Annotated in this window: 21 protein-coding genes and 1 pseudogene; 16 read left to right on the top strand and 6 right to left on the bottom strand. The window is 63.2% G+C overall.

Going from position 1 to position 19,997, the window contains the following annotated elements:
• Positions 1 to 35: 35 nt before the first annotated feature.
• The 4 genes from NKI39_RS03820 to NKI39_RS03805 all read left to right on the top strand — a co-directional run bounded on the left by NKI39_RS03820 (position 36) and on the right by NKI39_RS03805 (position 4,522).
• Positions 36 to 1,403 (top strand): S8 family serine peptidase, encoded by a 1,368-nt coding sequence (locus tag NKI39_RS03820; protein ID WP_352748778.1) that lies wholly within the window; start codon positions 36 to 38, stop codon positions 1,401 to 1,403.
• Positions 1,394 to 2,551, top strand: coding sequence for a DUF1501 domain-containing protein (locus NKI39_RS03815; RefSeq protein ID WP_352748772.1), 1,158 nt, complete (start codon positions 1,394 to 1,396; stop codon positions 2,549 to 2,551). The genes NKI39_RS03820 and NKI39_RS03815 overlap by 10 nt, the downstream gene beginning before the upstream one ends.
• Before the next feature lie 530 nt (positions 2,552 to 3,081).
• Entirely contained in the window at positions 3,082 to 3,903 is an 822-nt protein-coding gene (gene fabI, locus NKI39_RS03810; protein WP_352830720.1) for an enoyl-ACP reductase FabI, read from the top strand.
• 31 nt (positions 3,904 to 3,934) lie between these two features.
• Positions 3,935 to 4,522 carry a histidine phosphatase family protein gene (locus tag NKI39_RS03805; protein WP_352456876.1) on the top strand — a complete coding sequence of 196 codons (588 nt, stop codon included), beginning with the start codon at positions 3,935 to 3,937 and terminating at the stop codon, positions 4,520 to 4,522.
• Positions 4,523 to 4,585: 63 nt separating this feature from the next.
• Here NKI39_RS03805 and NKI39_RS03800 read toward each other — a convergent pair whose 3' ends face one another.
• On the bottom strand, positions 4,586 to 4,849 hold the full coding sequence (locus NKI39_RS03800) for a DUF1344 domain-containing protein (RefSeq protein WP_023716902.1): 264 nt from the start codon (positions 4,847 to 4,849) through the stop codon (positions 4,586 to 4,588).
• A gap of 275 nt (positions 4,850 to 5,124) precedes the next feature.
• Between NKI39_RS03800 and aroC the strand changes: the two genes are divergently transcribed.
• Entirely contained in the window at positions 5,125 to 6,225 is a 1,101-nt protein-coding gene (aroC, locus tag NKI39_RS03795) for a chorismate synthase (RefSeq protein ID WP_352830718.1), read from the top strand.
• A gap of 128 nt (positions 6,226 to 6,353) precedes the next feature.
• Complete coding sequence (ribB, locus tag NKI39_RS03790; protein ID WP_352449900.1) at positions 6,354 to 7,454, top strand: 3,4-dihydroxy-2-butanone-4-phosphate synthase; 1,101 nt, start codon at positions 6,354 to 6,356, stop codon at positions 7,452 to 7,454.
• Positions 7,455 to 7,512: 58 nt separating this feature from the next.
• Here the strand turns inward: ribB and NKI39_RS03785 are convergent, their stop codons facing one another.
• Positions 7,513 to 8,736 (bottom strand): MFS transporter, encoded by a 1,224-nt coding sequence (locus tag NKI39_RS03785; protein WP_352737068.1) that lies wholly within the window; start codon positions 8,734 to 8,736, stop codon positions 7,513 to 7,515.
• 118 nt (positions 8,737 to 8,854) lie between these two features.
• On the opposite strand from NKI39_RS03785, the gene NKI39_RS03780 reads away from it, so the two are divergent.
• From NKI39_RS03780 to NKI39_RS03750, 7 genes are all read left to right on the top strand, one after another.
• Positions 8,855 to 9,466 (top strand): TetR/AcrR family transcriptional regulator, encoded by a 612-nt coding sequence (locus NKI39_RS03780; protein WP_352830716.1) that lies wholly within the window; start codon positions 8,855 to 8,857, stop codon positions 9,464 to 9,466.
• Positions 9,467 to 9,641: 175 nt separating this feature from the next.
• Positions 9,642 to 10,568, top strand: a complete 927-nt coding sequence (locus NKI39_RS03775) for a histone deacetylase family protein (RefSeq protein ID WP_023674116.1) — start codon at positions 9,642 to 9,644, stop codon at positions 10,566 to 10,568.
• A 3-nt stretch (positions 10,569 to 10,571) separates the two neighbouring features.
• Positions 10,572 to 10,823 (top strand): exodeoxyribonuclease VII small subunit, encoded by a 252-nt coding sequence (locus tag NKI39_RS03770; RefSeq protein ID WP_031211056.1) that lies wholly within the window; start codon positions 10,572 to 10,574, stop codon positions 10,821 to 10,823.
• A gap of 109 nt (positions 10,824 to 10,932) precedes the next feature.
• On the top strand, positions 10,933 to 11,199 hold the full coding sequence (locus NKI39_RS03765; RefSeq protein WP_023716908.1) for a DUF2277 domain-containing protein: 267 nt from the start codon (positions 10,933 to 10,935) through the stop codon (positions 11,197 to 11,199).
• A 9-nt stretch (positions 11,200 to 11,208) separates the two neighbouring features.
• The gene (locus tag NKI39_RS03760) at positions 11,209 to 12,129 is read left to right on the top strand and encodes a pirin family protein (protein WP_352540104.1); all 921 of its coding nucleotides are present in this window, start codon (positions 11,209 to 11,211) and stop codon (positions 12,127 to 12,129) included.
• Between the two features lie 81 nt (positions 12,130 to 12,210).
• Positions 12,211 to 14,124 (top strand): 1-deoxy-D-xylulose-5-phosphate synthase, encoded by a 1,914-nt coding sequence (gene dxs, locus NKI39_RS03755; protein WP_023674120.1) that lies wholly within the window; start codon positions 12,211 to 12,213, stop codon positions 14,122 to 14,124.
• Between the two features lie 209 nt (positions 14,125 to 14,333).
• Positions 14,334 to 14,627, top strand: coding sequence for a hypothetical protein (locus NKI39_RS03750; protein ID WP_352830714.1), 294 nt, complete (start codon positions 14,334 to 14,336; stop codon positions 14,625 to 14,627).
• Positions 14,628 to 14,654: 27 nt separating this feature from the next.
• Here the strand turns inward: NKI39_RS03750 and NKI39_RS03745 are convergent, their stop codons facing one another.
• Complete coding sequence (locus NKI39_RS03745) at positions 14,655 to 15,056, bottom strand: GFA family protein (protein ID WP_352830713.1); 402 nt, start codon at positions 15,054 to 15,056, stop codon at positions 14,655 to 14,657.
• A gap of 175 nt (positions 15,057 to 15,231) precedes the next feature.
• On the opposite strand from NKI39_RS03745, the gene NKI39_RS03740 reads away from it, so the two are divergent.
• The 3 genes and pseudogenes from NKI39_RS03740 (at position 15,232) to NKI39_RS03730 (ending at position 17,697) form a co-directional block, all read left to right on the top strand.
• Positions 15,232 to 16,011: a TlyA family RNA methyltransferase gene (locus NKI39_RS03740; RefSeq protein WP_352678148.1), complete on the top strand. Its 780-nt coding sequence runs from the start codon at positions 15,232 to 15,234 to the stop codon at positions 16,009 to 16,011.
• On the top strand, positions 16,008 to 17,249 hold the full coding sequence (locus NKI39_RS03735) for a class I SAM-dependent RNA methyltransferase (protein ID WP_352830710.1): 1,242 nt from the start codon (positions 16,008 to 16,010) through the stop codon (positions 17,247 to 17,249). Before NKI39_RS03740 ends, NKI39_RS03735 begins: the two co-directional genes overlap by 4 nt.
• Before the next feature lie 96 nt (positions 17,250 to 17,345).
• Positions 17,346 to 17,697, top strand: a pseudogene (locus tag NKI39_RS03730) (antitoxin Xre/MbcA/ParS toxin-binding domain-containing protein).
• Positions 17,698 to 17,751: 54 nt separating this feature from the next.
• Here the strand turns inward: NKI39_RS03730 and NKI39_RS03725 are convergent.
• From NKI39_RS03725 to tldD, 3 genes are all read right to left on the bottom strand, one after another.
• The gene (locus tag NKI39_RS03725; RefSeq protein WP_023674128.1) at positions 17,752 to 18,141 is read right to left on the bottom strand and encodes a type II toxin-antitoxin system VapC family toxin; all 390 of its coding nucleotides are present in this window, start codon (positions 18,139 to 18,141) and stop codon (positions 17,752 to 17,754) included.
• On the bottom strand, positions 18,128 to 18,403 hold the full coding sequence (locus NKI39_RS03720; protein WP_352449889.1) for an AbrB/MazE/SpoVT family DNA-binding domain-containing protein: 276 nt from the start codon (positions 18,401 to 18,403) through the stop codon (positions 18,128 to 18,130). Before NKI39_RS03720 ends, NKI39_RS03725 begins: the two co-directional genes overlap by 14 nt.
• Before the next feature lie 141 nt (positions 18,404 to 18,544).
• Positions 18,545 to 19,957: a metalloprotease TldD gene (gene tldD / locus NKI39_RS03715; protein ID WP_352501957.1), complete on the bottom strand. Its 1,413-nt coding sequence runs from the start codon at positions 19,955 to 19,957 to the stop codon at positions 18,545 to 18,547.
• Positions 19,958 to 19,997: the final 40 nt, after the last annotated feature.

Here is a 19,997-nt window from a genome sequence, read left to right as displayed (position 1 = left end):
CGCGGTATCAGTAACGACAGCCGGAGGGTGTACGAATGATACTTGCTCAACTTCGTGTGCTGTTGCTCGGCTGTCTCCTCGCCGTTGTCGGAACAGCGAGACCGGAAGCGTCAGGCGAGGAGGGCTTCACCGACAGCGGTGACATCGAAAAGACTTTCATCGTCGACATCGCCAGGGCGGCGGAGTTACGCAAGGATATCGGCGCGCTAAACAAGTTCATCGCAGGCAAGGGCAAGCTGGACGCGGTGGACATGCCGGATATCGGTATCAGCATCGTGACGGGGACCTTTTCCGAGAGCGAGATCGAAGAGCTGCGCTCCAGGGGATATGAGGAGCCGGATCCTTTCGTGGTGAACCTGTTCGATGGTGCCACCTGCGAGGGGCCGGAACTCCTGGGCATCTCGCCGACTGCGGATGTTGTCCCTCCGAGCGTCTGCAGGGTCGTCGGGTCACCACAGCCGGTGGCTTCAGGATCGCCCACCGTATGGATCATCGACAGCGGAGTGGATTGGAGCGTTGTCACCGCCGGGCTCCTTAAGGTTCAGGAAGCCATCGATTGCACGAGCAGCCCATGCCAGACCGTGTCGAGCCTCGACGACACAGTAGGGCACGGGACGATGGTGGCAGCAGTTATCGGCGGAAAGCGTGTCAAGCAGGGCGACCAGTATATAGGTCTGGTTGGTGTCAGCCCCGACGCCCCGCTCAAGATCGTAAAGGCCTTCAGTAAGCTGAAGACCGAAATTTTCGGCCCGCCTCTTCTCGCGCTTCGCCATGTTCGGGACAACGCGGTCGCTGGGGATATTCTGAACTTGAGTTGGGGTGCATTATATCTGGAGAGCACCAGACGCGGAAGCACGTTGCAAGATCTTAAATTTCTCGACGCCCTTCTTTATCAGATCGCCGACCGTCAGGTGCGCGTTGTGGTAGCTGCGGGCAACCCCCGGGAAGACGAAGAGGGCCCTTGGGTACAGTCTTATTTCCCGGCCAATGCGGCGACTTATTTTTCGCCTGTGACGACAGGAAACAAGGTGGGAGCGATATACAGCGCTTCGGCTTCCAACAGCGAATATATTCAGGTGGCAACTCCTGGGAAATGCCAAGGCATCAGCAACGCCTGGTGCGACACGCTATGGCGCGGGGGGGCGTTCGGCGCGTCCTATGCCGAACCGGGCGTCAATGTCCTGTCACTGTGGAAGAGCCGAAAGAACGGCAAGCTCCGGAGGAACATCTGTTCGGGCACATCTTTCGCAGCCCCGGCACTTGCCGGCCTTTTGGTTCGCAACGCGCAGCCGACTAACAAGGCTCTGACAACGGGAAGTCTTAGCCCGAATACGGATCTGCTAGGGTATATGACCGCGGGTACGCCGGTGAACCCAAGTTCGGACGAGCCTAAATGCAACTGACCCGAAGGGCAGCGCTGCAAGGTTTGGTCTTGGCGTCCGCGTTCGGTAGCGTGCGTCTGGCCGGTGCCTCGCTTGTGGACGAAGATCCTCGCCTTCTGCTCGTCCACGTGCGTGGCGGACTAGATGCACTAGCTGCTGTGCCGCCCTACGGCGATCCGCATTTTGCCTCGGTGCGCGGGCCCCTCGTGCCTTTCCCGAACTCTGGCGTCGCCGAGATGCTCAAGCTCGACGGGCTCTTCGCGCTTCATCCGGCGCTCGGGTCTCTCCTGCCCCACTACTCGTGCGGCGAGTTGCTCATCGTGCCCGCGACCGCCATTCCGGATGCGGGCCGGTCCCACGCGGCCGCCCAGGCGGCGCTGTTCGACGGCGATATCGACGGCGGCAGCGCCGGATGGCTCGACCGGGCTTCTTCTGTACTGTCGCGCCGGCAGAAGGCGGTGTGGCGGGGCAGACCGGCCGATCGATCGATGGACATGCTGGCCCATCTTGCGCTGGCCAATCCTCGGCTCGAACTCGTCCGCCTCTACGCCGAGGGCACTTGGCCGTCCGGCGCAAAGGGCAGCGAAAGCCTGCTGGAACAACATGCCGCATGCGACGCGGCTCGCTTCGGCGACGCGGCCAGGAGCGCGGCGCTTGCCCTGTCAGCTACGGGCGGACCGCGGATCGCGATGCTCGAGGTGGCCGGCTTCGACACGCATGTGGCGCAGGGAGCGGACTTCGGAAGGCTGGCGCGGAGTTTGAATGGGCTCGCGCGGGGCCTCATTGCATTTGCCCAAGCGTCCGGGCCTGCCTGGAACAGGACGGCGGTGCTGGTGGTCACGGAGTTCGGCCGTTCCGTGGTGCCCAACACCGACGGCGGCACTGATCACGGCGTCGCGAGTGTCACCTTGTTAATGGGTGGCGCCGTTGCCGGCGGGCGAGTAGGCAATCGCTGGCCCGGTCTTGCTCGAGACCTGCTTCATGGCGGAACAGACTTGGCTGCTACGACGGACGTACGATCGATCATAAAGGGCGTGCTGACGGAACACCTGCGTCTTCCTGACCGAGCAATGGCTGAAATTTTCCCAGGCGCTGCCGGGATACCGGCGGTGCGTGGACTGTTTATCGGGAGCCGTTGTCCAGGCGGAGGTCGACTGGCTTCGATATGATCTCCAGCGCGGTTTAGCTTCTTATCCGCGTTTTCGTCGGCTACGGGACGCATCGGACTGCAATAGGCGACACCTAGTCTTAAGTGGCCGCTTCTAAGAAGCTTCCGGAATCACGGCTATTGTGAAGGGTTTCGAATGCCGGCCCCCAGCGCGGTCGCCTATAATGTCCGGTTTAAGGGAATGGCCGAGCTAACTTGAATGGCCGAGATGAGGCGCAAAGCGATCGTCCACGGCCCAAAGCATGGAAGTCGGCTTGGGGTCATGAGCGTGACTTCGGCCGCTGGCCAACGAAACTTCCGCCAAAGGCTCATCTTCCGCCGTGCCACACGGACACCAAGTGTCGGGTTTGCCCACCGGCCCACGACCGCAAGGTCAAAGCGCTACAGCGTCCTTTGCACGTCCAAAGGACGCGCGGCGCTGTTGAGCAAACGCTTTTGTCCCCCGAACTGTCCGCTTTGAACGCTTGAAGGGGCACTGTGGCTGTGCGATAGGCACTCCACAAAGCAGAGAACCTTTCGGAGAGCGCTGACATGGCGGGTGGACGGGGCCTTATGGCCGGCAAGCGCGGCCTTATCCTTGGCATCGCCAACAATCGCTCGATCGCTTACGGCATCGCCAAGGCCTGTGTCGACCATGGCGCCGAGATCGCGCTGACCTATCAGGGCGAGGCGTTCAAGAAACGCGTCGAGCCGCTCGCGGCGGAACTGGGCGCGCATGTCGCCGGCCATTGTGATGTGACCGACCCGGCCAGCCTCGATGCGGTGTTCGAAAATGTCAGCAAGCACTGGGGTGGCAAGCTCGATTTCCTCGTCCACGCCATCGCCTTTTCCGACAAGGACGAACTGACCGGCCGCTATGTCGAGACGACGCGCGACAATTTCCTGCGCACCATGGATATTTCGGTCTATTCCTTCACCACCATCGCCAAACGTGCCGAGGCGCTGATGACCGACGGCGGCTCGCTGCTCACGCTGACCTACTACGGCGCGGAAAAGGTGATGCCGCACTACAACGTCATGGGTGTCGCCAAGGCGGCACTCGAAGCCAGCGTGCGCTATCTGGCCGTCGACCTCGGCGCCAAGAAAATCCGTGTCAACGCGATCTCCGCCGGCCCGATCAAGACGCTTGCCGCATCCGGCATCGGCGATTTCCGCTATATCCTGAAATGGAACGAATACAATTCGCCGTTGAAGCAGACGGTCACGCAGGAGGAGGTCGGCGATTCCGCCGTCTATTTCCTGTCCGACCTTTCGCGCGGCGTCACCGGCGAGGTCCATCATGTCGATTCCGGCTATCATGTCGTCGGCATGAAGGCGGTCGACGCGCCGGATATTTCGACGGTCAAGGACTGACGCCACCGCCTGACCTCTTCCGGAAGACCTGATGTACCCGCTCGTCTATATCGTGCGCCACGGCCAGACGGCGTGGAACGCCGAGGCCCGGCTGCAGGGGCAGGCCGATACCGACCTCAACGAGCTCGGCCGCGAGCAGGCTAGCCGCAACGGGCGCAGGCTGGCCGAACTCATCGACAAGCCCGAAGATTTCGACTTTGTCGCCAGCCCGATGCGGCGCACGCGCGAGACGATGGAGCGCCTGCGCGCGGCGATGAAGCTCGATCCGCACGCCTATCGCACCGAGCCGCTGCTCGTGGAATTGAGCTTTGGCGACTGGCAGGGTTTCACCTTTGCCGAACTCGAGGCGAACAATCCCGGTTCGACCAGGCGCCGCCGCCTCGATAAATGGAATTTCCAGCCGCCCGGCGAGGGCGCCGAAAGCTACCAGATGCTGCTCGAACGGGTGAAGCCGTGGTTCGACGCGCTCGATCGCCAGACGGTCTGCGTGACCCATGGTGGCATCATGCGCGTAATGTTCCGCTTGGTACTTGGGATGTCCGAACAAGATGCGGTCAGCATGGAAGTGCCGCAGGATCGCGTGCTCAGACTGGACGGCCGGCGCCTGGAGTGGCTCTGAGACCGATGACGTAGCGTATGTTGAGATCAGGTCGGGCCGGCATCAGCTGAATATCGACGCGTCCTACTCGGTCGATCCGGTGTCCGGCAGTTCCATATCGGTGACGACGTTCTCGCCATTGGTCACGTCGTAGGCGAGGACGATGTCCATGCCTGGCTTCAGCGCATCGAGGTCGGTTTCGGCGTTCAGCTTGTAGGACTTGCCGTCGTCCAGCGTCAGCGTCAGCGCATCCTTGTCGACCTTCTTGATCAGGCCTTCGGTCTGGCCGGCGAAGGCGGCGGTGGAAATCAACAGCGTGGCGGCAACAGCGCCAATCAGGATACGCATCATCGTCCTCTTTAATCATTGCCGGTACAGCGGCTCGGTCCAACGGAACGGAACTGAGCAGAAACCAATCGAATGTGTCAAAACTAAATCCGCGGGATCACAGTTTGACCACTGTGGAAAACGCCAATAGAAGGCAGGCGACAGCGCCGCGCGTCCTCCTGGACGCGCAAGGGACGCTGTAGCACTTTTGATTTTGTGCATGATCCTTTCCGAAAATCGCTCCGATTTTCGGGCTCATGCGCTGAGCCGGCTCCGACGCCGGCAGGGCTGGTTCCATGTCGCACAACACGTTCGGCCATCTTTTCCGCGTCACCACCTGGGGCGAAAGCCACGGGCCGGCGCTGGGCTGCGTCGTCGACGGCTGTCCGCCAGGCATCCGCTTCACTCGCGACGAGATCCAGGCCGAACTCGACAAGCGCCGCCCCGGCCAGTCACGTTTTGTAACGCAGCGTCGCGAACTTGACGAGGTGAAGGTCCTGTCCGGCTTCATCCTCGATGAGGACGGTGAGACGATGGTCACCACCGGCACGCCGGTGTCGATGCTGATCGAGAACGTCGACCAGCGCTCCAAGGACTATGGCGACATCGCCCGCCAGTTCCGGCCGGGCCATGCCGATTACACTTACGAGGTCAAATACGGCCTGCGCGATTACCGCGGCGGCGGTCGCTCCTCGGCGCGTGAGACGGCGGCGCGGGTGGCCGCCGGGGCGCTTGCCCGAAAGGTCGTGCCCGGCATGGTGGTGCGCGGCGCGCTGGTGTCGATGGGCGATAAATCGATCGATCGCGCCAATTGGAACTGGAATTTCGTCCGCGACGCCGAAAACCCGTTCTTCACGCCTGATCCGGCATCCGTCGCCGTCTTCACGAAATATCTGGACGGCATCCGCAAGGCGGGCTCCTCGGTCGGTGCGGTCATCGAGATCGTCGCCGACGGCGTTCCGGCGGGGCTTGGCGCGCCGATCTATGCCAAGCTCGACCAGGACATCGCCGCCGGCCTGATGTCGATCAACGCCGTCAAGGGCGTCGAGATCGGCAACGGTTTCGAGGCCGCCCGCATCACCGGCGAGGAGAATGCCGATGAGATGCGCATGGGCAATGACGGCAAGCCGGTCTTCCTGTCCAACAATGCCGGCGGCATCCTCGGCGGCATCTCGACCGGCCAGGCGATCGTCGCGCGTTTCGCCGTCAAGCCGACCTCGTCGATCCTGACGCCGCGAAAGTCGATCGACAAGGACGGTAACGACGTCGAGATCATGACCAAGGGCCGGCACGATCCATGTGTCGGCATCCGCGCCGTACCGATCGGCGAGGCGATGGTTGCCTGCGCCATTGCGGATCATTATCTGCGTCATCGGGGACAAACGGGAAGGGAGTAGGGGAGTAGGGGAGTAGGGGAGTAGGGGAGTAGGTTACGCAGCTCCCACGACAGCATTTTTTCCTTTTCCCTACTCCCGTACTGCCCTACTCCCTTACTCCCCTGTTCCCGCGAGCGAAGCGAGCACCCATGCCTTACGACCAGAAGAAAATCGTCGAAGCCCTGCGCGCCTTCGAGCGCGGCGAGATCGTCGTCGTTATGGACGATGACGGCCGCGAGAACGAGGGTGACCTGATCGTCGCCGCCGTCCATTGCACGCCGGAAAAGATGGCGTTCATCGTCCGCAACACGTCGGGCATCGTCTGCACGCCGATGCCGCGCGAGGAAGCAAAGCGGCTCAACCTGTCGCCGATGGTGGCTGACAATGATTCCGCCCACACCACCGCCTTTACCGTCAGCGTCGACTTCAAGCACGGCACCACGACCGGCATTTCGGCGGACGACCGCACGCTGACGGTGCGCAATCTCGCCAATGGCAATGTCGGTGCTTCCGATTTCGTCCGCCCCGGCCACATCTTTCCGCTGATCGCGCGTGAAGGCGGCGTGCTGATGCGTTCGGGCCATACCGAAGCCGCTGTCGACCTCTGCAAGCTCGCCGGCCTGCCGCCGGTCGGCGTCATTTCCGAGCTGGTCAATGATGACGGCACCGTCATGCGTGGCCCGCAGGTGCAGGCCTTCGCCGAAAAGCACGGGTTGAAGCAGATCTCGGTTGCCGACCTTATCGGCTACCGGCAACGCAAGGAAACGCTCGTCGAGCGCGTCGCCTGTTCCGACATCGAGACGCCCGGCGGCAAGGCACAGGTCTTCACCTACACGCTGCCCTGGGATTCCATGCATCACGTGGCGGTCGTCTTCGGCGATATCCGCGACGGCGTCGAGGTGCCGGTGCGCCTTCATTCCGAGGACGTGGTCAGCGACGTCTTCGGAACCAGCCACAGGCTGGACGCCATCATGAAGGCGATGGGCGAGCGCCAGCGCGGCGTCATCGTCTATCTGCGCGAAGGCTCGGTCGGCGTCGCCCATCAGGAGCGCAAGCGCCCGGCTGCCGGCGACCGCGAGGATCACGAAGAGGCTCGCCGCCGCGAAAACGAATGGCGCGAGATCGGCCTCGGCGCGCAAATCCTCAAGGATCTCGGCATTTCCTCGATCAACCTGATCGCCTCGCGCGAGCGCCATTATGTCGGCCTCGAAGGTTTTGGCATCCACATTGCCAAGACCGAGATTCTTTAAGCCATTCTCACGATGCTGGTATGCGTCCGGCCCGACTCGGGACCGGACGCGCCGGAAACTATTCCGCAGCGACCGCCGCTGCGTCGCATGCAGCCATGTCGCAGCCCGGCGCGGCAAGGCTGCGCTGGCCGGCGAGCACGATGACCAGCGCGATTGTGCCCGATGCCACCGATACCCAGAACCCGTTCTGCGCGCCGAAAGCGTCCACCACCCAGCCGGCGGCGAACGAGCCGAGCGCCATGCCGATGCCGATGCCGGTCATCACCCAGGTCACGCCTTCGGTCAGCACCGCCTCGGGCACGCGCCGTTCGATCAGGCCGAATGCCGTGATGAAGGTCGGCGAAATCGCCACGCCGCTGACGAAGACGGCCAGTGCCAGCAGCGGTACTGTGTCGGCGACGAGCAGCGGCAGCGTGGTAAGCGCAATGATGGCGATTGCGATGGCAAGCTGAATTTGCAGCGGCAGTTTCAGGTTCAGGGCGCCGATGATGATGCCGACGACGAACGATCCGAGCGCGTAGACGCCGATGACGAAGCTGGCGGCCCCTGGCTGGCCAAGCTCCTTGGTGATCGCCACCGTGCTCACCTCCGTGGTGGCGAAGGTCGCGCCGATGAAGATCAGGGCCAAGGTGATGATCTGGACCGGCCGCAGGCGGATTGCCGAGCCGCCTGAACCATGTTCCACCGGTCGGGCTCGCGGTTCGGTCGAGCGCTGCAGGATGAAGGCCGTCGAACCGAAGGCGAGGAACAATGTGCTCGCGAGCACTCCCGCTTCCGGAAAAAGCGCAACGCTCAGCCCTACCGACAGCGATGCGCCGGCGATGTACACCAGTTCGTCCGCCGCCGACTCGAAGGCGAACGCCGTGTTCAGCTCGGGGCGGTTGCGAAAAATCTCGGTCCAGCGTGCGCGCACCATTGCCGGGATGCTGGGCATGACGGCGGCGAGCAGCGCCGAGACGAATAGCGTCCATATCGGCCAATGCTGATTGGCCGCTGCAATCAGGATCGCGAAAGCGAGCGTGGAAATCATGGTGGTCGGCACCACAATCCGCGTCTGGCCGAGGCGGTCCACCAGCCGTGATACCTGCGGGGCGACGAAAGCGTTGGCCAGCGCATATGTCGCTGAGACGGCGCCGGCCAGCCAGTATTCGCCATCGGTCTGCGACAGCATCGCGACGATCCCGATCGGAGCCATGGCCATCGGCAGCCGGGCAACGAAGCCGGCCGCGGCAAAGCCCTTGGCGCCGGGCGCGCGAAAGATCTGGGAATAGGGATTTTGCATGGTCTGGCTCCTCGACAACGGCCGGTTCGGCGATTACATACGTGGCGTATGAGTTTAAATAGATCATACGCGGCGTATGTCAATTGGCATACGAGACGTATGTTAATAGGGCCAGAGCATGCATAGACCACGCAAGGAGATGATTGCCGAAACCCGCGCCAAGCTGATTGCCGCGGCACGCCACGCCTTCGGTACGCTCGGCTATGCCGAAGCCTCGATGGACGATTTCACGGCATCGGCCGGGCTGACGCGCGGTGCGCTCTATCATCACTTCGGCGACAAGAAGGGCCTGCTCCAGGCGGTCATTGCCGAGATCGATGCCGAAATGTCGGCCCGGCTGAAGGTCGTTTCGGCCAAGCCGGACAATCTCTGGCAGGGCTTTGTCGACGAATGCACCGCTTATATCGAGATGGCGCTGGAGCCGGAGATCCAGCGTATCGTGCTTCGCGACGGGCCGGCGGTGCTCGGCGATCCATCGCAATGGCCAAGCCAGAGCACATGCATCCGCTCGATGACAGAGAGCCTGCAAAGACTGAGCGACGAGGGGACAATTCTCGCCGTCGATCCCGAAGCCGCGGCAAGGCTGGTCAGCGGCGCCTCGCTGCATGCGGCGCAGTGGATCGCAAATTCGAACCATCCCGAAGCGACGTCGAAGAAGGCAGTGAAGGCGTTCAAGGTTCTTCTGGAAGGGCTGCTCAATCGCACCGGCAAGCTGCCTCAGCCTGACTGACCGTCGGCGATGCAGCCCGAGGTTGACCGATCACCGGCCTGAGGTCATCTTTTCGCCGATCCCAAGGCGGCTCGCGGTGGGCTCAGCCGACGCCGGTTGCCTAAACCCTGTTGAACATCGCGTCACCAGCGCGCGAAAACATGGCCAAAGCGGCGAGGCGCGCCTATATCGGGGCATGGTCACGAGACTTTACACCCACCCGATTTTTCTCGAGCACATAACCCCGCCCGGTCATCCGGAGCGACCGGACCGTCTGCGCGCCATAGAGCGTGTGCTTGACGACGAGGCCTTCGCGGCGCTCGATCGCGTCCAGGCGCCCGAAGGCGACGAGGCAACCATCCTCTACGCGCATCCGCCCGAATTCGTCGAACGTGTCCGCGCAGCGATTCCGGACACCGGCATCGCCCGTATCGACGCCGACACCACCGCCAGCCCGAAGAGTTGGCAGGCGGCCGTGACCGCGATCGGCGCAGCCAACGCCGCGGTCGACGACGTCTTCACCGGCCGTGCCGAAAACGTCTTCGTCGCCGCACGGCCGCCCGGCCATCATGCCGAAAAGACCACCTCAATGGGCTTTTGCCTGTTCAACACCGCCGCGATCGCGGCACGCTACGCGCAGAAGAACCATGGCGCCGACCGCGTCGCCGTCGTCGATTGGGATGTGCATCACGGCAACGGCACGCAGGACATTTTCTGGGACGATCCATCGGTGCTCTATTGCTCGACACACCAGATGCCGCTTTACCCGGGAACCGGGGCCGTGAGCGAAACCGGCGCCGGCAACATTGTCAACGCGCCGCTGGCGCCGCAGAGCGGCAGCGATAGTTTCCGCGACGCCTTTCTGTCACGCATCCTGCCGGCGCTCGACAATTTTGCGCCCGACCTCATCATCATCTCCGCCGGTTTCGATGCCCACCACCGCGATCCGCTGGCCGAGATCAACCTGACCGAGGATGATTTCGACTGGGCGACCGGCCAGTTGCTCGAACGAGCCGGGCGCCGTAGCCGCAACCGGCTCGTCAGCGTGCTCGAGGGCGGCTACGATCTGCAGGGATTGGCATTTTCAGTCGCCGCCCATGTCGGGCGGCTGATGAAGGGATAGACGATGGCTGGTGAGACCAACGAGGATGTCAAGGCGATGAGCTTCGAGCAGGCGCTCGAGGCGCTGGAGAGGATCGTCGACGATCTGGAGCGCGGCGACGTTCCGCTCGACCAGTCGATCCGCATCTACGAGCGCGGCGAGGCGCTGAAGGCGCATTGCGACCGGCTGCTGAAGGCGGCCGAGGACAAGGTCGAGAAAATCAGGCTGTCGCGTGACGGCAAGCCGGTGGGGACAGAGCCGTTGGACGCGGATTGAGGCGCGGCCTCGAACGACAATTTTGCTTACCGGCTTTGGACATCATCACGATTGAGGATAAAACTCATCCCGTTTGAAACGGCTCCAGGACGAGAGGAGATTGCGAACGATGTGCAGAAACATCAAAACCCTGTTCAATTTCGATCCGCCGGCAACCAATGACGAGGTCCGCGATGCCGCGCTTCAGTTTGTCCGCAAGCTGAGCGGAACGACGCGGCCGTCGAAACAGAACCAGCATGCGTTCGACCATGCCGTCGAGGCCATTGCCGCCTCGGCGCGCGAATTGCTCGACAGCCTCGAGACGACACAGCATCCGCGCAATCGCGAAGAGGTGGCGGCCAAGGCGAAAGCCAAATCTGCACTTCGCTTCGCCTGAGGGGACCGCGTGAGCTTCTTTCCCGGAAACGATCCGCAGATGGGCGATGCCTTCGCCAGCGATCAGATCGAGCTGATGGTCATTCCGAATGCCAAGGACATCGGCGGATTTCAGGTTCGCCGCGCCTTGCCGACGGCCAGGCGCCGGCTGGTCGGACCCTTCATCTTCTTCGACCGCATGGGTCCAGCCGTTCTGCGAGCGGGCCAGGCGCTCGACGTGCGTCCGCACCCACATATCGGCCTGTCTACGGTGACTTACCTGTTCGACGGCAAGATCAGGCACCGCGATTCGCTCGGCACCGAGATGGTAATCCAGCCCGGCGATGTGAATTTGATGACCGCCGGCCGTGGCATCGTCCATTCGGAGCGGACACCGGAAGAATTGCGCGGCGCGCCGATGTCGGTTTCCGGCCTGCAGACATGGCTGGCGCTGCCGGACGGCAAGGAGGAGGTCGCGCCGGTCTTCGAGAACACCGCAGCCCTGCGCCTGCCCGAAGTCGAGGCCGAGGGGGTCAGCGGCCGTGTGATCATCGGTGCGTTTTCCGGACTGCGCTCCCCGGTCGCCACCGCTTCGGACACGCTTTATGCCGATCTCAGGCTGGCGCCGGGTGCCAGCGTGAAAATCCCGGCCGATGCCGAGGAGCGCGCCATCTATACGCTGGAAGGCGAGGTTTCGATATCCGGTGACCGCTTCCCGGCCGAGCGGCTGCTGGTTTTCCGGCCCGGCGATGAGATCGTTGTCTCATCGGAACGCGGCGCCCATTTCATGCTGTTTGGCGGCGCTTCGCTCGGTTCGAAACGTTATATCTGGTGGAATTTCGTATCGTCCTCAAAGGAACGCATCGAGCAGGCGAAAGAAGAATGGAAGACGGGCCGCTTCGATATCGTTCCTGGAGACGAGCAAGAGTTCATCCCGCTGCCCGAAAGCTGATGCGCGTTACCGCCACATTTACATTCGCCGGCCAGCGGCATATTTCACGATGAACAGAAAATCTGACCAGGCTCGCAAACAGTGAACGCAAAGCCCGATACGCCGCTTCTCGACAAGGTCCGCGTCCCAGCCGATTTGCGCACGCTTGCCGAAGGCGACCTGCCGCAGCTGGCTTCCGAGCTTCGCGCCGAACTGATCGACGTCGTTTCCCACACCGGCGGCCATCTCGGCGCCGGCCTTGGCGTGGTCGAGTTGACCGTCGCGCTGCACTACGTCTTCAACACGCCGGACGACCGGCTGATTTGGGACGTCGGCCACCAGGCTTATCCACACAAGATCCTGACCGGCCGCCGCGATCGCATCCGCACGCTGCGGCAGGAGGGCGGCCTGTCCGGCTTCACGCGTCGCGTCGAGAGCGAATACGATCCGTTCGGCGCAGCCCACTCCTCGACCTCGATTTCAGCCGGCCTCGGCATGGCGATGGCGCGCGATCTGTCCGATGGCCGCAACAATGTCATTGCCGTCATCGGCGACGGCGCCATGTCGGCCGGCATGGCCTATGAGGCGATGAACAATGCCGGCGCACTCGATGCCCGGCTGATCGTCATCTTGAACGACAACGATATGTCGATCGCTCCGCCGACCGGTGCAATGAGCGCCTATCTGGCCCGTCTGGCGTCGGGCAAGACCTATCTGGGCTTGCGCGATTTCGGCAAGAAGCTGACGTCCTATCTCGGCGAGCGCGCCGATCGCGCCATCAAGCGAGCGGTCGAGCATGCGCGCGGTTACGTCACCGGCGGCACGTTGTTCGAGGAGATGGGGTTCTACCACATCGGCCCGATCGACGGTCACAACCTCGAGCACCTGATCCCGGTGCTGAAGAACGTCCGCGACAATGCCGACGGCCCGGTGCTGATCCATGTCGTGACCCAGAAGGGCAAGGGCTACGCCCCGGCCGAGGCGGCGGCCGACAAATATCATGGCGTCAACAAATTCGACGTCATCACCGGCGCCCAGGCCAAGGCGCCCGCCAATGCGCCGAGCTACACCAAGGTGTTTGCCGAAAGCCTGATCCAGGAGGCCCGAGAGGACGACCGCATCGTCGCTATCACCGCCGCCATGCCGAACGGCACTGGGCTTGATCTGTTCGGCGAAGCGTTTCCGGCGAGGACCTTCGATGTCGGCATCGCCGAGCAACATGCGGTGACCTTCGCCGCCGGCCTTGCCACGGAAGGCTTCAAGCCTTTCGCGGCGATCTACTCGACCTTCCTGCAGCGCGCCTACGACCAGGTCGTCCACGACGTGGCGATCCAGAAATTGCCGGTGCGCTTTCCGATCGATCGCGCCGGCTTCGTCGGCGCCGATGGTGCCACCCATTGCGGCGCCTTCGACACGACCTTCCTGGCGACGCTGCCCGGTTTCGTCGTCATGGCCGCGGCCGATGAGGCCGAGCTGCGCCACATGGTACGCACCGCTGCAAGCTACGATGACGGCCCGATCGCCTTCCGATACCCGCGCGGTAACGGCGTTGGTGTCGAGATGCCGCAACGCGGCTCGGTATTGGAGATCGGCAAGGGTCGGATCGTCAGGGAAGGCACCAAGGTTGCGCTGCTTTCCTTCGGCACCAGGCTGCAGGATTGCCTGGCCGCGGCCGAGGAGCTTGGCGCGGCCGGGCTTTCGACCACGGTCGCCGATGCCCGTTTCGCCAAGCCGCTCGACGAGGACCTGATCCGGCGGCTGGCCCGTTCACACGAGATACTGGTGACGGTGGAAGAGGGCGCGGTCGGCGGCTTCGCCAGCCATGTGCTGCAGTTCCTGGCCCATGAAGGGCTGCTGGAGAGCGGCCTGAAGGTGCGCCCGCTGGTGCTGCCCGATACATTTGTCGACCATGCCAAGCCGGAAAAGATGTATGCCGATGCCGGGCTGGACAGCGCCGGCATCGTGCGCACCGTGTTCGTGGCGCTGGGGCATACCGCGCAGGCCCAGCGCGCCTAGCTTTTAGACGCATTCCCACGACGCCGACGCGATTCAACTTGGCTGCAAGATGCTAGTCTGAATCAATATCTCAAACGCTTGAATCAAATTGCCGGCGAACAGTCGTAACATGCTGTTTACGCTGCCGTTTGGCGATTTGCTTACCGTGTCCTTTGGCCGTTCTTCAACGCTGCCCTGCTAGAAGGCAACAGGCAGGGGAAAGCAGACCAATGAGATCGCTTTTGGGCGGCATCGCGCTTGCGGCCATCGTCGTCTTGTCGGCTACAGCCGAAACGCGCTACGACCGCAAACTCGAAGAGGCGGTGATGGGCGTCGTCGCCGGCAAGATCGGCGAGATCCGTGGCGGCTTCTCCTACAAGCAGGCGCCGCAATTCGTCGTCGTGCCCGATACCTTGCCGAAGGCGTCCAGTTCCGCTGACCGGCCGCGCACACAGGTGTCCGGCGACAGCAGCGACGGTCTGACGCCGGCCGTCGAACGGCGGGTTTCGCGGACCATCTTCTAAAGCATGATCCCGAAGAGACTCTAGAAACTAGAACCACATGTCCCGCACATAGCGACCATCTCTCGGCAAATCCTCGAATGTATCGAGACCCTCGAAATGGTCGATCGGGAGATCGGCGACGGCCTCGGGCGGCGCAAGCCTCACATTGACGGCGATGCGGTAGCGCCCAGCCGCATCGGGATGCAAACCGCGCCAGGCCAGGACGCAAGCGCAGGTTGGGCAGAAGAGAATCTCAAGCGAAGGATGAGCCTTTCCGACGCGCCGATAGGCGCTTACGGGCCCGGCAAGGCGGATGCGTTCGTCGACATAGTCGTAAGCCCAGAGCGTGCCGTAGCGACGGCAAAGTGTGCAATTGCAGGCAGTGATCGAACCGGGATCGCCCTCCAGGGTCCAGTGGGCTGCGCCGCAGTGGCAGGTTCCCGTCAGCATGTTCCTCCTCCACGTTTCGACGGCTAAACGGCATCTCTTTCTTAGCATTGCGTCGGGTCTCGTGCGAGGCTCGACAAACAGCGCAGCGGCTTGATGCGCTCACCGCCTTTCCAACCATGCCTTGTCTGATCGCCAAATTCCTTGCCATCATCGTTGGCTTTCGCCATGAAGGCCGATGACTTCCCTTCCGCCAGCCAGCATACGCCAGCGGCTCGACGAATTGCTCGTCCAGCGCGGCCTGTTTGCCAGCCGCTCGCGTGCCCGCGACGCGGTCGAGCGCGGCACCGTGACGGTCGATGGCATCGTCGCCCTCAAGCCGGGCCAGGCCGTTCTGCCTGAGTGCAACATCGTCGTTGACGATCCGGCGCAAGGTTACGTGTCGCGCGCTGCACTGAAGCTGAAGGCTGGTCTTGACCATTTCGCCCTCGACCCCACCGGCAGCGAAGCGCTCGATGTCGGCGCCTCGACCGGCGGCTTCACGCAGGTGCTGCTCGAACGCGGCGCGGCGCATGTCACGGCGATCGATGTCGGGCACGGCCAGATGCACTCCAACATCGCCGGCGATCCGCGCGTGACGGTAATTGAAGGCCTGAATGCGCGCGAACTATCGGCCGCCGATCTCGGCGGCCGTGTGCCGGATTTCATCGTCTCGGATGTCAGCTTCATATCGCTGAAACTGGCGCTGCCGCCGGCGCTTGCCTTGGCCAGGAATGGCGCAAAAGCTGTGTTTCTGGTCAAGCCGCAATTCGAGGCCGGCCGCGAGGCGATCGGCAAGGGCGGCCTGCTGAAGGACCCCTATGATGCGGCGCGCATTGCCGGCCTGATGCAGGACTGGCTCGATGCCATTCCCGGCTGGCGCTCGCTGGGGCTTCATCTGTCACCGATAGAGGGCGGCGACGGCAACCGCGAGTTCCTGCTCGGCGGCATCAAGGACGTCGAGACCCAGAAGCGATGAGCACCCGTTTCACGATCGCAAGGTTGGGCTCGCAGGGCGACGGCATCGCCGAGACGGAAACCGGCGAGGTTTTCATTCCGTTCGCGCTGCCGGGAGAGGTCGTCACCGCCGCGCGGGAGAAAGATCGCGCCACCTTGATGTCGGTCCTTGAGGCTTCGCCGTTGCGGGTCGATCCGCCGTGCCGGCATTTCGGCGCGTGCGGCGGCTGCGCCGTCCAGCATCTCGAGACTGAAGCCTATCACCGGTGGAAGCGCGAAAAGGTCGTGCATGCGCTGAAGAGCAAGGGCATCGCTTGCGATGTCGGGGCGCTGGTGCCGTGCGCGCCGCACACGCGCCGCCGCGTCGTCTTCACCGCCCGGCGGAGCGAGGCGCGAATGCAGTTCGGCTTCGTTCGCGCGCTGTCATCCGAGATCATCTCGATCGAGGAATGCCCGATCTCGGCGCCGCAGATCGTCGCTGCGCTCGACCGTTTGAGGATGCTTGCCGGACTGATCTGCACCACGACCAAATCGTTCCACATGGCGGTGACGGTGACCGGTTCCGGCCTCGATGTCGCGGTTCACGATTCCGGCAAACTCGGCGAGAACCAGCGCCGCGTCGCCTCCAACTTCGTCATCGCCGAGGGGCTAGCCAGGCTGTCGGTCGACGGCGAGGTCATTATCGAACCAAACAAACCGGTCGTCCTGTTTGGCGGCGTCGCCGTCGCAGTGCCTCCGGGCGCTTTCCTGCAGGCGACCGAAGCTGCCGAACAGGCGATGGCCAACATTGTCGGCCAGCATTTCGCGCGCGCCAAAAAGGTCGCCGATCTCTTCGCCGGCTGCGGCAGCTTCGCGCTGCGCCTGGCCGCAAGATCGGAGGTTCACGCGGTGGAAGGCGATGCGGCAGCACTCGCGGCGCTCGACCGGGCATTCCGTTTCGCCAGCGGCCTGAAGCGGGTGACCGGCGAACGTCGCGACCTGTTCCGGAGGCCGCTCACATTCAAGGAGTTGAATGCCTTTGACGGCGTTGTCTTCGACCCGCCTCGCGCCGGCGCCGAGGACCAGTCGAAGCAGATCGCGCGCTCCGACGTGCCGCTCGTCGCCGCGGTGTCTTGCAATCCGGTAACGCTGGCGCGGGACCTACGCATCCTCATGGACGGCGGCTATACCCTGAAGAGCGTGACGCCGATCGACCAGTTCCTGTGGTCGCCGCATGTCGAGGCCGTGGCGCTGTTGGAGAAGCCGAGACGAAGACGCTAGCAGCCAGGGCCTGAAACGCGCACCAAAAAAGCACATTTTTAGCGCACGTCGTTCAGACCGTGCTAGGGAATTGCCACGAGCACCGCAGCCTTCGAAATTTCGCCATCGTGCTTCGGCGAGGAGCGGGCGCCGTTTCTCTCGCCAAGGCGGGTCGCTGAACTGCTAGGGGGTCAATACGACAGAACTGGCGGGGCTGACCGGTCTCGCGCGCAACACGCTTGCCGCCGAGTCCGGTGCGCGCAAGGTCGACGCCGCATTGAGTCCCATCGTCCGTATCCTGGCGATGGCCGGCGAGATGGCCGGTGATGAACATCGTGCGGCGATCTGGTTCAAGCATCAGCCGATCCCCGGTTGGGCCGGAAAGACCGCCTACGATCTGGTTCGCGAAGGCAAGACGGACAAGGTGCTTGCCTATCTGGAGGCAGTCCGCTCCGGCATCTATGCCTGAAACCAGGCTGACCCTGTGGCGCGCTTTTGTGCCGCGCTGGGCCGCTGTGAGCTGCTATGCTTCTTGCACGCGTTCGTATCCGGCCGCCTTCGCGGCCCTGACGAACTTGCGGTCAAAAGTCGCGAAGCCAGCGCAGTGAGCGGACTTGCCCAGATGCAGCGCATCAGCGAAATCCAACCCCTGTTCCGAGAGGTCGAGCGCGGACGACACGACCGCCCCGTCTTCCACCTCTACCGTGGGAAGCCCGCTAAACACCCGTAGCGTACGGGCGATTTCAAGCGGCGCAAAACCGTAGGCGCTGCGCAACACCCATTCGACTTCCAGCATCACCGTGACGGCGACAAAGACCGGCTGGCTATCGATCAGCGCCCGGGCGCGGGAAGACTGCGACGGGTGATCGCCCGTCAGGTAGCGGACGATCAGGTTGGTATCAATTGCGAGCATGGCGCCGCCGCGCTTCGGCGAGCACGCCCGCGTCCATTTCCTCCAACGTCTTCGGCCTGCCACTATAGCGCAGCGATCCAAACACGTCCTCTGGCCGTGTCTCGGCGAAGACTGGCGCAGGCTTCAGTAGCACGCCCTCCGGGGTATCCTCGACCAGAAGGCGTGTGCCGGCATGCCATTCCCTCCGTTTCCGGATCGCGCTGGGCAGGATGACCTGTCCCTTGGTCGAGACCGTAGTTACGAGCTTCTTTGCGGCAGCCATCTGCGCACGTCCTTAGGTGTAAGACGAATGTAAGATAGTCGAAGCTCTCCGCAAATTCAAGGCGCAAGCTACTCCTACTTCAATGCAGTGGGCGGCGGGGATTGGTTGTTCCGGAGCGGCGATAATTCGGCGTCAACTCCATCAAACCCTGGTGCCGCCGACTGTCATCTGGTTCATCCTGAGATGCGGCTGGCCGACGCCGACCGGCACGCCCTGTCCGGCCTTGCCGCACATGCCGATGCCGGTGTCGAGCTTCATGTCGTTGCCGATCATCGCCACACGATGCATGGCATCCGGCCCGTTGCCGATCAGCATGGCGCCCTTGATCGGTTGCGTCACCTTGCCGTTCTCGATCATGTAGGCTTCGGTGCAGCCGAACACGAACTTGCCCGAAGTGATGTCGACCTGGCCGCCGCCGAACGACACGGCATAGATGCCGTTCTTGACCGAGGCGATGATCTCGTCCGGCTCCATGTCGCCCGCTGTCATGTAGGTGTTGGTCATGCGCGGCATAGGCTCGTGCGCGTAACCTTGGCGTCGCCCGTTGCCGGTGGCTTTCATGCCCATCAGCCGGGCGTTCTGGCGGTCCTGCATGTAGCCGACCAGCTTGCCATCGTCGATCAGCACGTTATGGGCCGATGGCGTGCCCTCATCGTCGACGGTAAGCGAGCCACGCCGCTCGGGCAGGGTGCCGTCATCAACGACGGTGACGCCTTTCGCTGCCACCTGCTGGCCAAGCAGGCCGGCAAAGGCCGACGTCTTCTTGCGGTTGAAATCGCCTTCCAGCCCGTGGCCGACGGCCTCGTGCAACATGACGCCCGGCCAGCCGCTCGACAGCACGATGTCGAAAGTGCCGGCAGGTGCTGGAACCGCTTCGAGATTGACCAGCGCTTGCCGCAATGCCTCCTTGGCCGCGTGCCGCCAGCTGTCCTCGATCAGGAATTCACCAAAATCCTTGCGGCCTCCCATGCCGTAGGAGCCGCTCTCCTGGCGGTCGCCGTCGCCGACCACCACCGACACGTTGATCCTGACCAGCGGACGGATGTCGCGCACCATCTGGCCGTCGGCGCGCATGATCTCGACATGCTGCCAGGAGGCGGCGAGCGACGCCGTCACCTGCCTGACGCGCGGATCCTCGGCCCGCAGCCATGCATCGATTTCCTGAAGCAGCTTGGCCTTGGCCTCGAAGGAAGGCGAGGGGATAGGGTTTCCGTCGCCGTAGAGGTGGCGGTTGGTGCGGGCAGGCGCTGCGGCAAGCGTGCCGGAATAGCCGCTCTTCACCGTCGAAACGGCATCGGCGGCGCGCAGCAGCGAGGCTTCGGAGAGATCGCTGGAATGGGCGTAGCCGCTGGCTTCGCCGGCGACGGCGCGCAGGCCGAAACCCTGGTCGGTGTTGAAATTCGCGGTCTTCAGCTTGCCATTGTCGAACATCAGCGATTCGCTTTCGCTATATTCGAGAAACAGTTCGCCGTCGTCGGCGCCGTTAATAGTTTCGGCAACGATTTGCTTGATGCGATCGTCGGAAATGTCAAATTGGCCGATCAGGCTGTTCATGGCAGGTCCATTCGCAGGAGGATTGTTTCCCACGATGTAG

The organism is Mesorhizobium sp. M0664 (assembly GCF_040320565.1).
In the GTDB taxonomy this organism is placed as follows: domain Bacteria; phylum Pseudomonadota; class Alphaproteobacteria; order Rhizobiales; family Rhizobiaceae; genus Mesorhizobium.
This window is presented reverse-complemented; position numbering and strand designations above follow the sequence as displayed.

Excerpts from the sequence above, each read along its gene's own strand:
- NKI39_RS03820 (WP_352748778.1), top strand. The coding sequence starts at position 36 with ATGATACTTGCTCAACTTCGTGTGCTGTTGCTCGGCTGTCTCCTCGCC.
- NKI39_RS03815 (WP_352748772.1), top strand. The coding sequence starts at position 1,394 with ATGCAACTGACCCGAAGGGCAGCGCTGCAAGGTTTGGTCTTGGCGTCC.
- fabI (WP_352830720.1), top strand. The coding sequence starts at position 3,082 with ATGGCGGGTGGACGGGGCCTTATGGCCGGCAAGCGCGGCCTTATCCTT.
- NKI39_RS03805 (WP_352456876.1), top strand. The coding sequence starts at position 3,935 with ATGTACCCGCTCGTCTATATCGTGCGCCACGGCCAGACGGCGTGGAAC.
- NKI39_RS03800 (WP_023716902.1), bottom strand. The coding sequence starts at position 4,849 with ATGCGTATCCTGATTGGCGCTGTTGCCGCCACGCTGTTGATTTCCACC.
- aroC (WP_352830718.1), top strand. The coding sequence starts at position 5,125 with ATGTCGCACAACACGTTCGGCCATCTTTTCCGCGTCACCACCTGGGGC.
- ribB (WP_352449900.1), top strand. The coding sequence starts at position 6,354 with ATGCCTTACGACCAGAAGAAAATCGTCGAAGCCCTGCGCGCCTTCGAG.
- NKI39_RS03785 (WP_352737068.1), bottom strand. The coding sequence starts at position 8,736 with ATGCAAAATCCCTATTCCCAGATCTTTCGCGCGCCCGGCGCCAAGGGC.
- NKI39_RS03780 (WP_352830716.1), top strand. The coding sequence starts at position 8,855 with ATGCATAGACCACGCAAGGAGATGATTGCCGAAACCCGCGCCAAGCTG.
- NKI39_RS03775 (WP_023674116.1), top strand. The coding sequence starts at position 9,642 with ATGGTCACGAGACTTTACACCCACCCGATTTTTCTCGAGCACATAACC.
- NKI39_RS03770 (WP_031211056.1), top strand. The coding sequence starts at position 10,572 with ATGGCTGGTGAGACCAACGAGGATGTCAAGGCGATGAGCTTCGAGCAG.
- NKI39_RS03765 (WP_023716908.1), top strand. The coding sequence starts at position 10,933 with ATGTGCAGAAACATCAAAACCCTGTTCAATTTCGATCCGCCGGCAACC.
- NKI39_RS03750 (WP_352830714.1), top strand. The coding sequence starts at position 14,334 with ATGAGATCGCTTTTGGGCGGCATCGCGCTTGCGGCCATCGTCGTCTTG.
- NKI39_RS03745 (WP_352830713.1), bottom strand. The coding sequence starts at position 15,056 with ATGCTGACGGGAACCTGCCACTGCGGCGCAGCCCACTGGACCCTGGAG.
- NKI39_RS03740 (WP_352678148.1), top strand. The coding sequence starts at position 15,232 with ATGACTTCCCTTCCGCCAGCCAGCATACGCCAGCGGCTCGACGAATTG.
- NKI39_RS03735 (WP_352830710.1), top strand. The coding sequence starts at position 16,008 with ATGAGCACCCGTTTCACGATCGCAAGGTTGGGCTCGCAGGGCGACGGC.
- NKI39_RS03725 (WP_023674128.1), bottom strand. The coding sequence starts at position 18,141 with ATGCTCGCAATTGATACCAACCTGATCGTCCGCTACCTGACGGGCGAT.
- NKI39_RS03720 (WP_352449889.1), bottom strand. The coding sequence starts at position 18,403 with ATGGCTGCCGCAAAGAAGCTCGTAACTACGGTCTCGACCAAGGGACAG.
- tldD (WP_352501957.1), bottom strand. The coding sequence starts at position 19,957 with ATGAACAGCCTGATCGGCCAATTTGACATTTCCGACGATCGCATCAAG.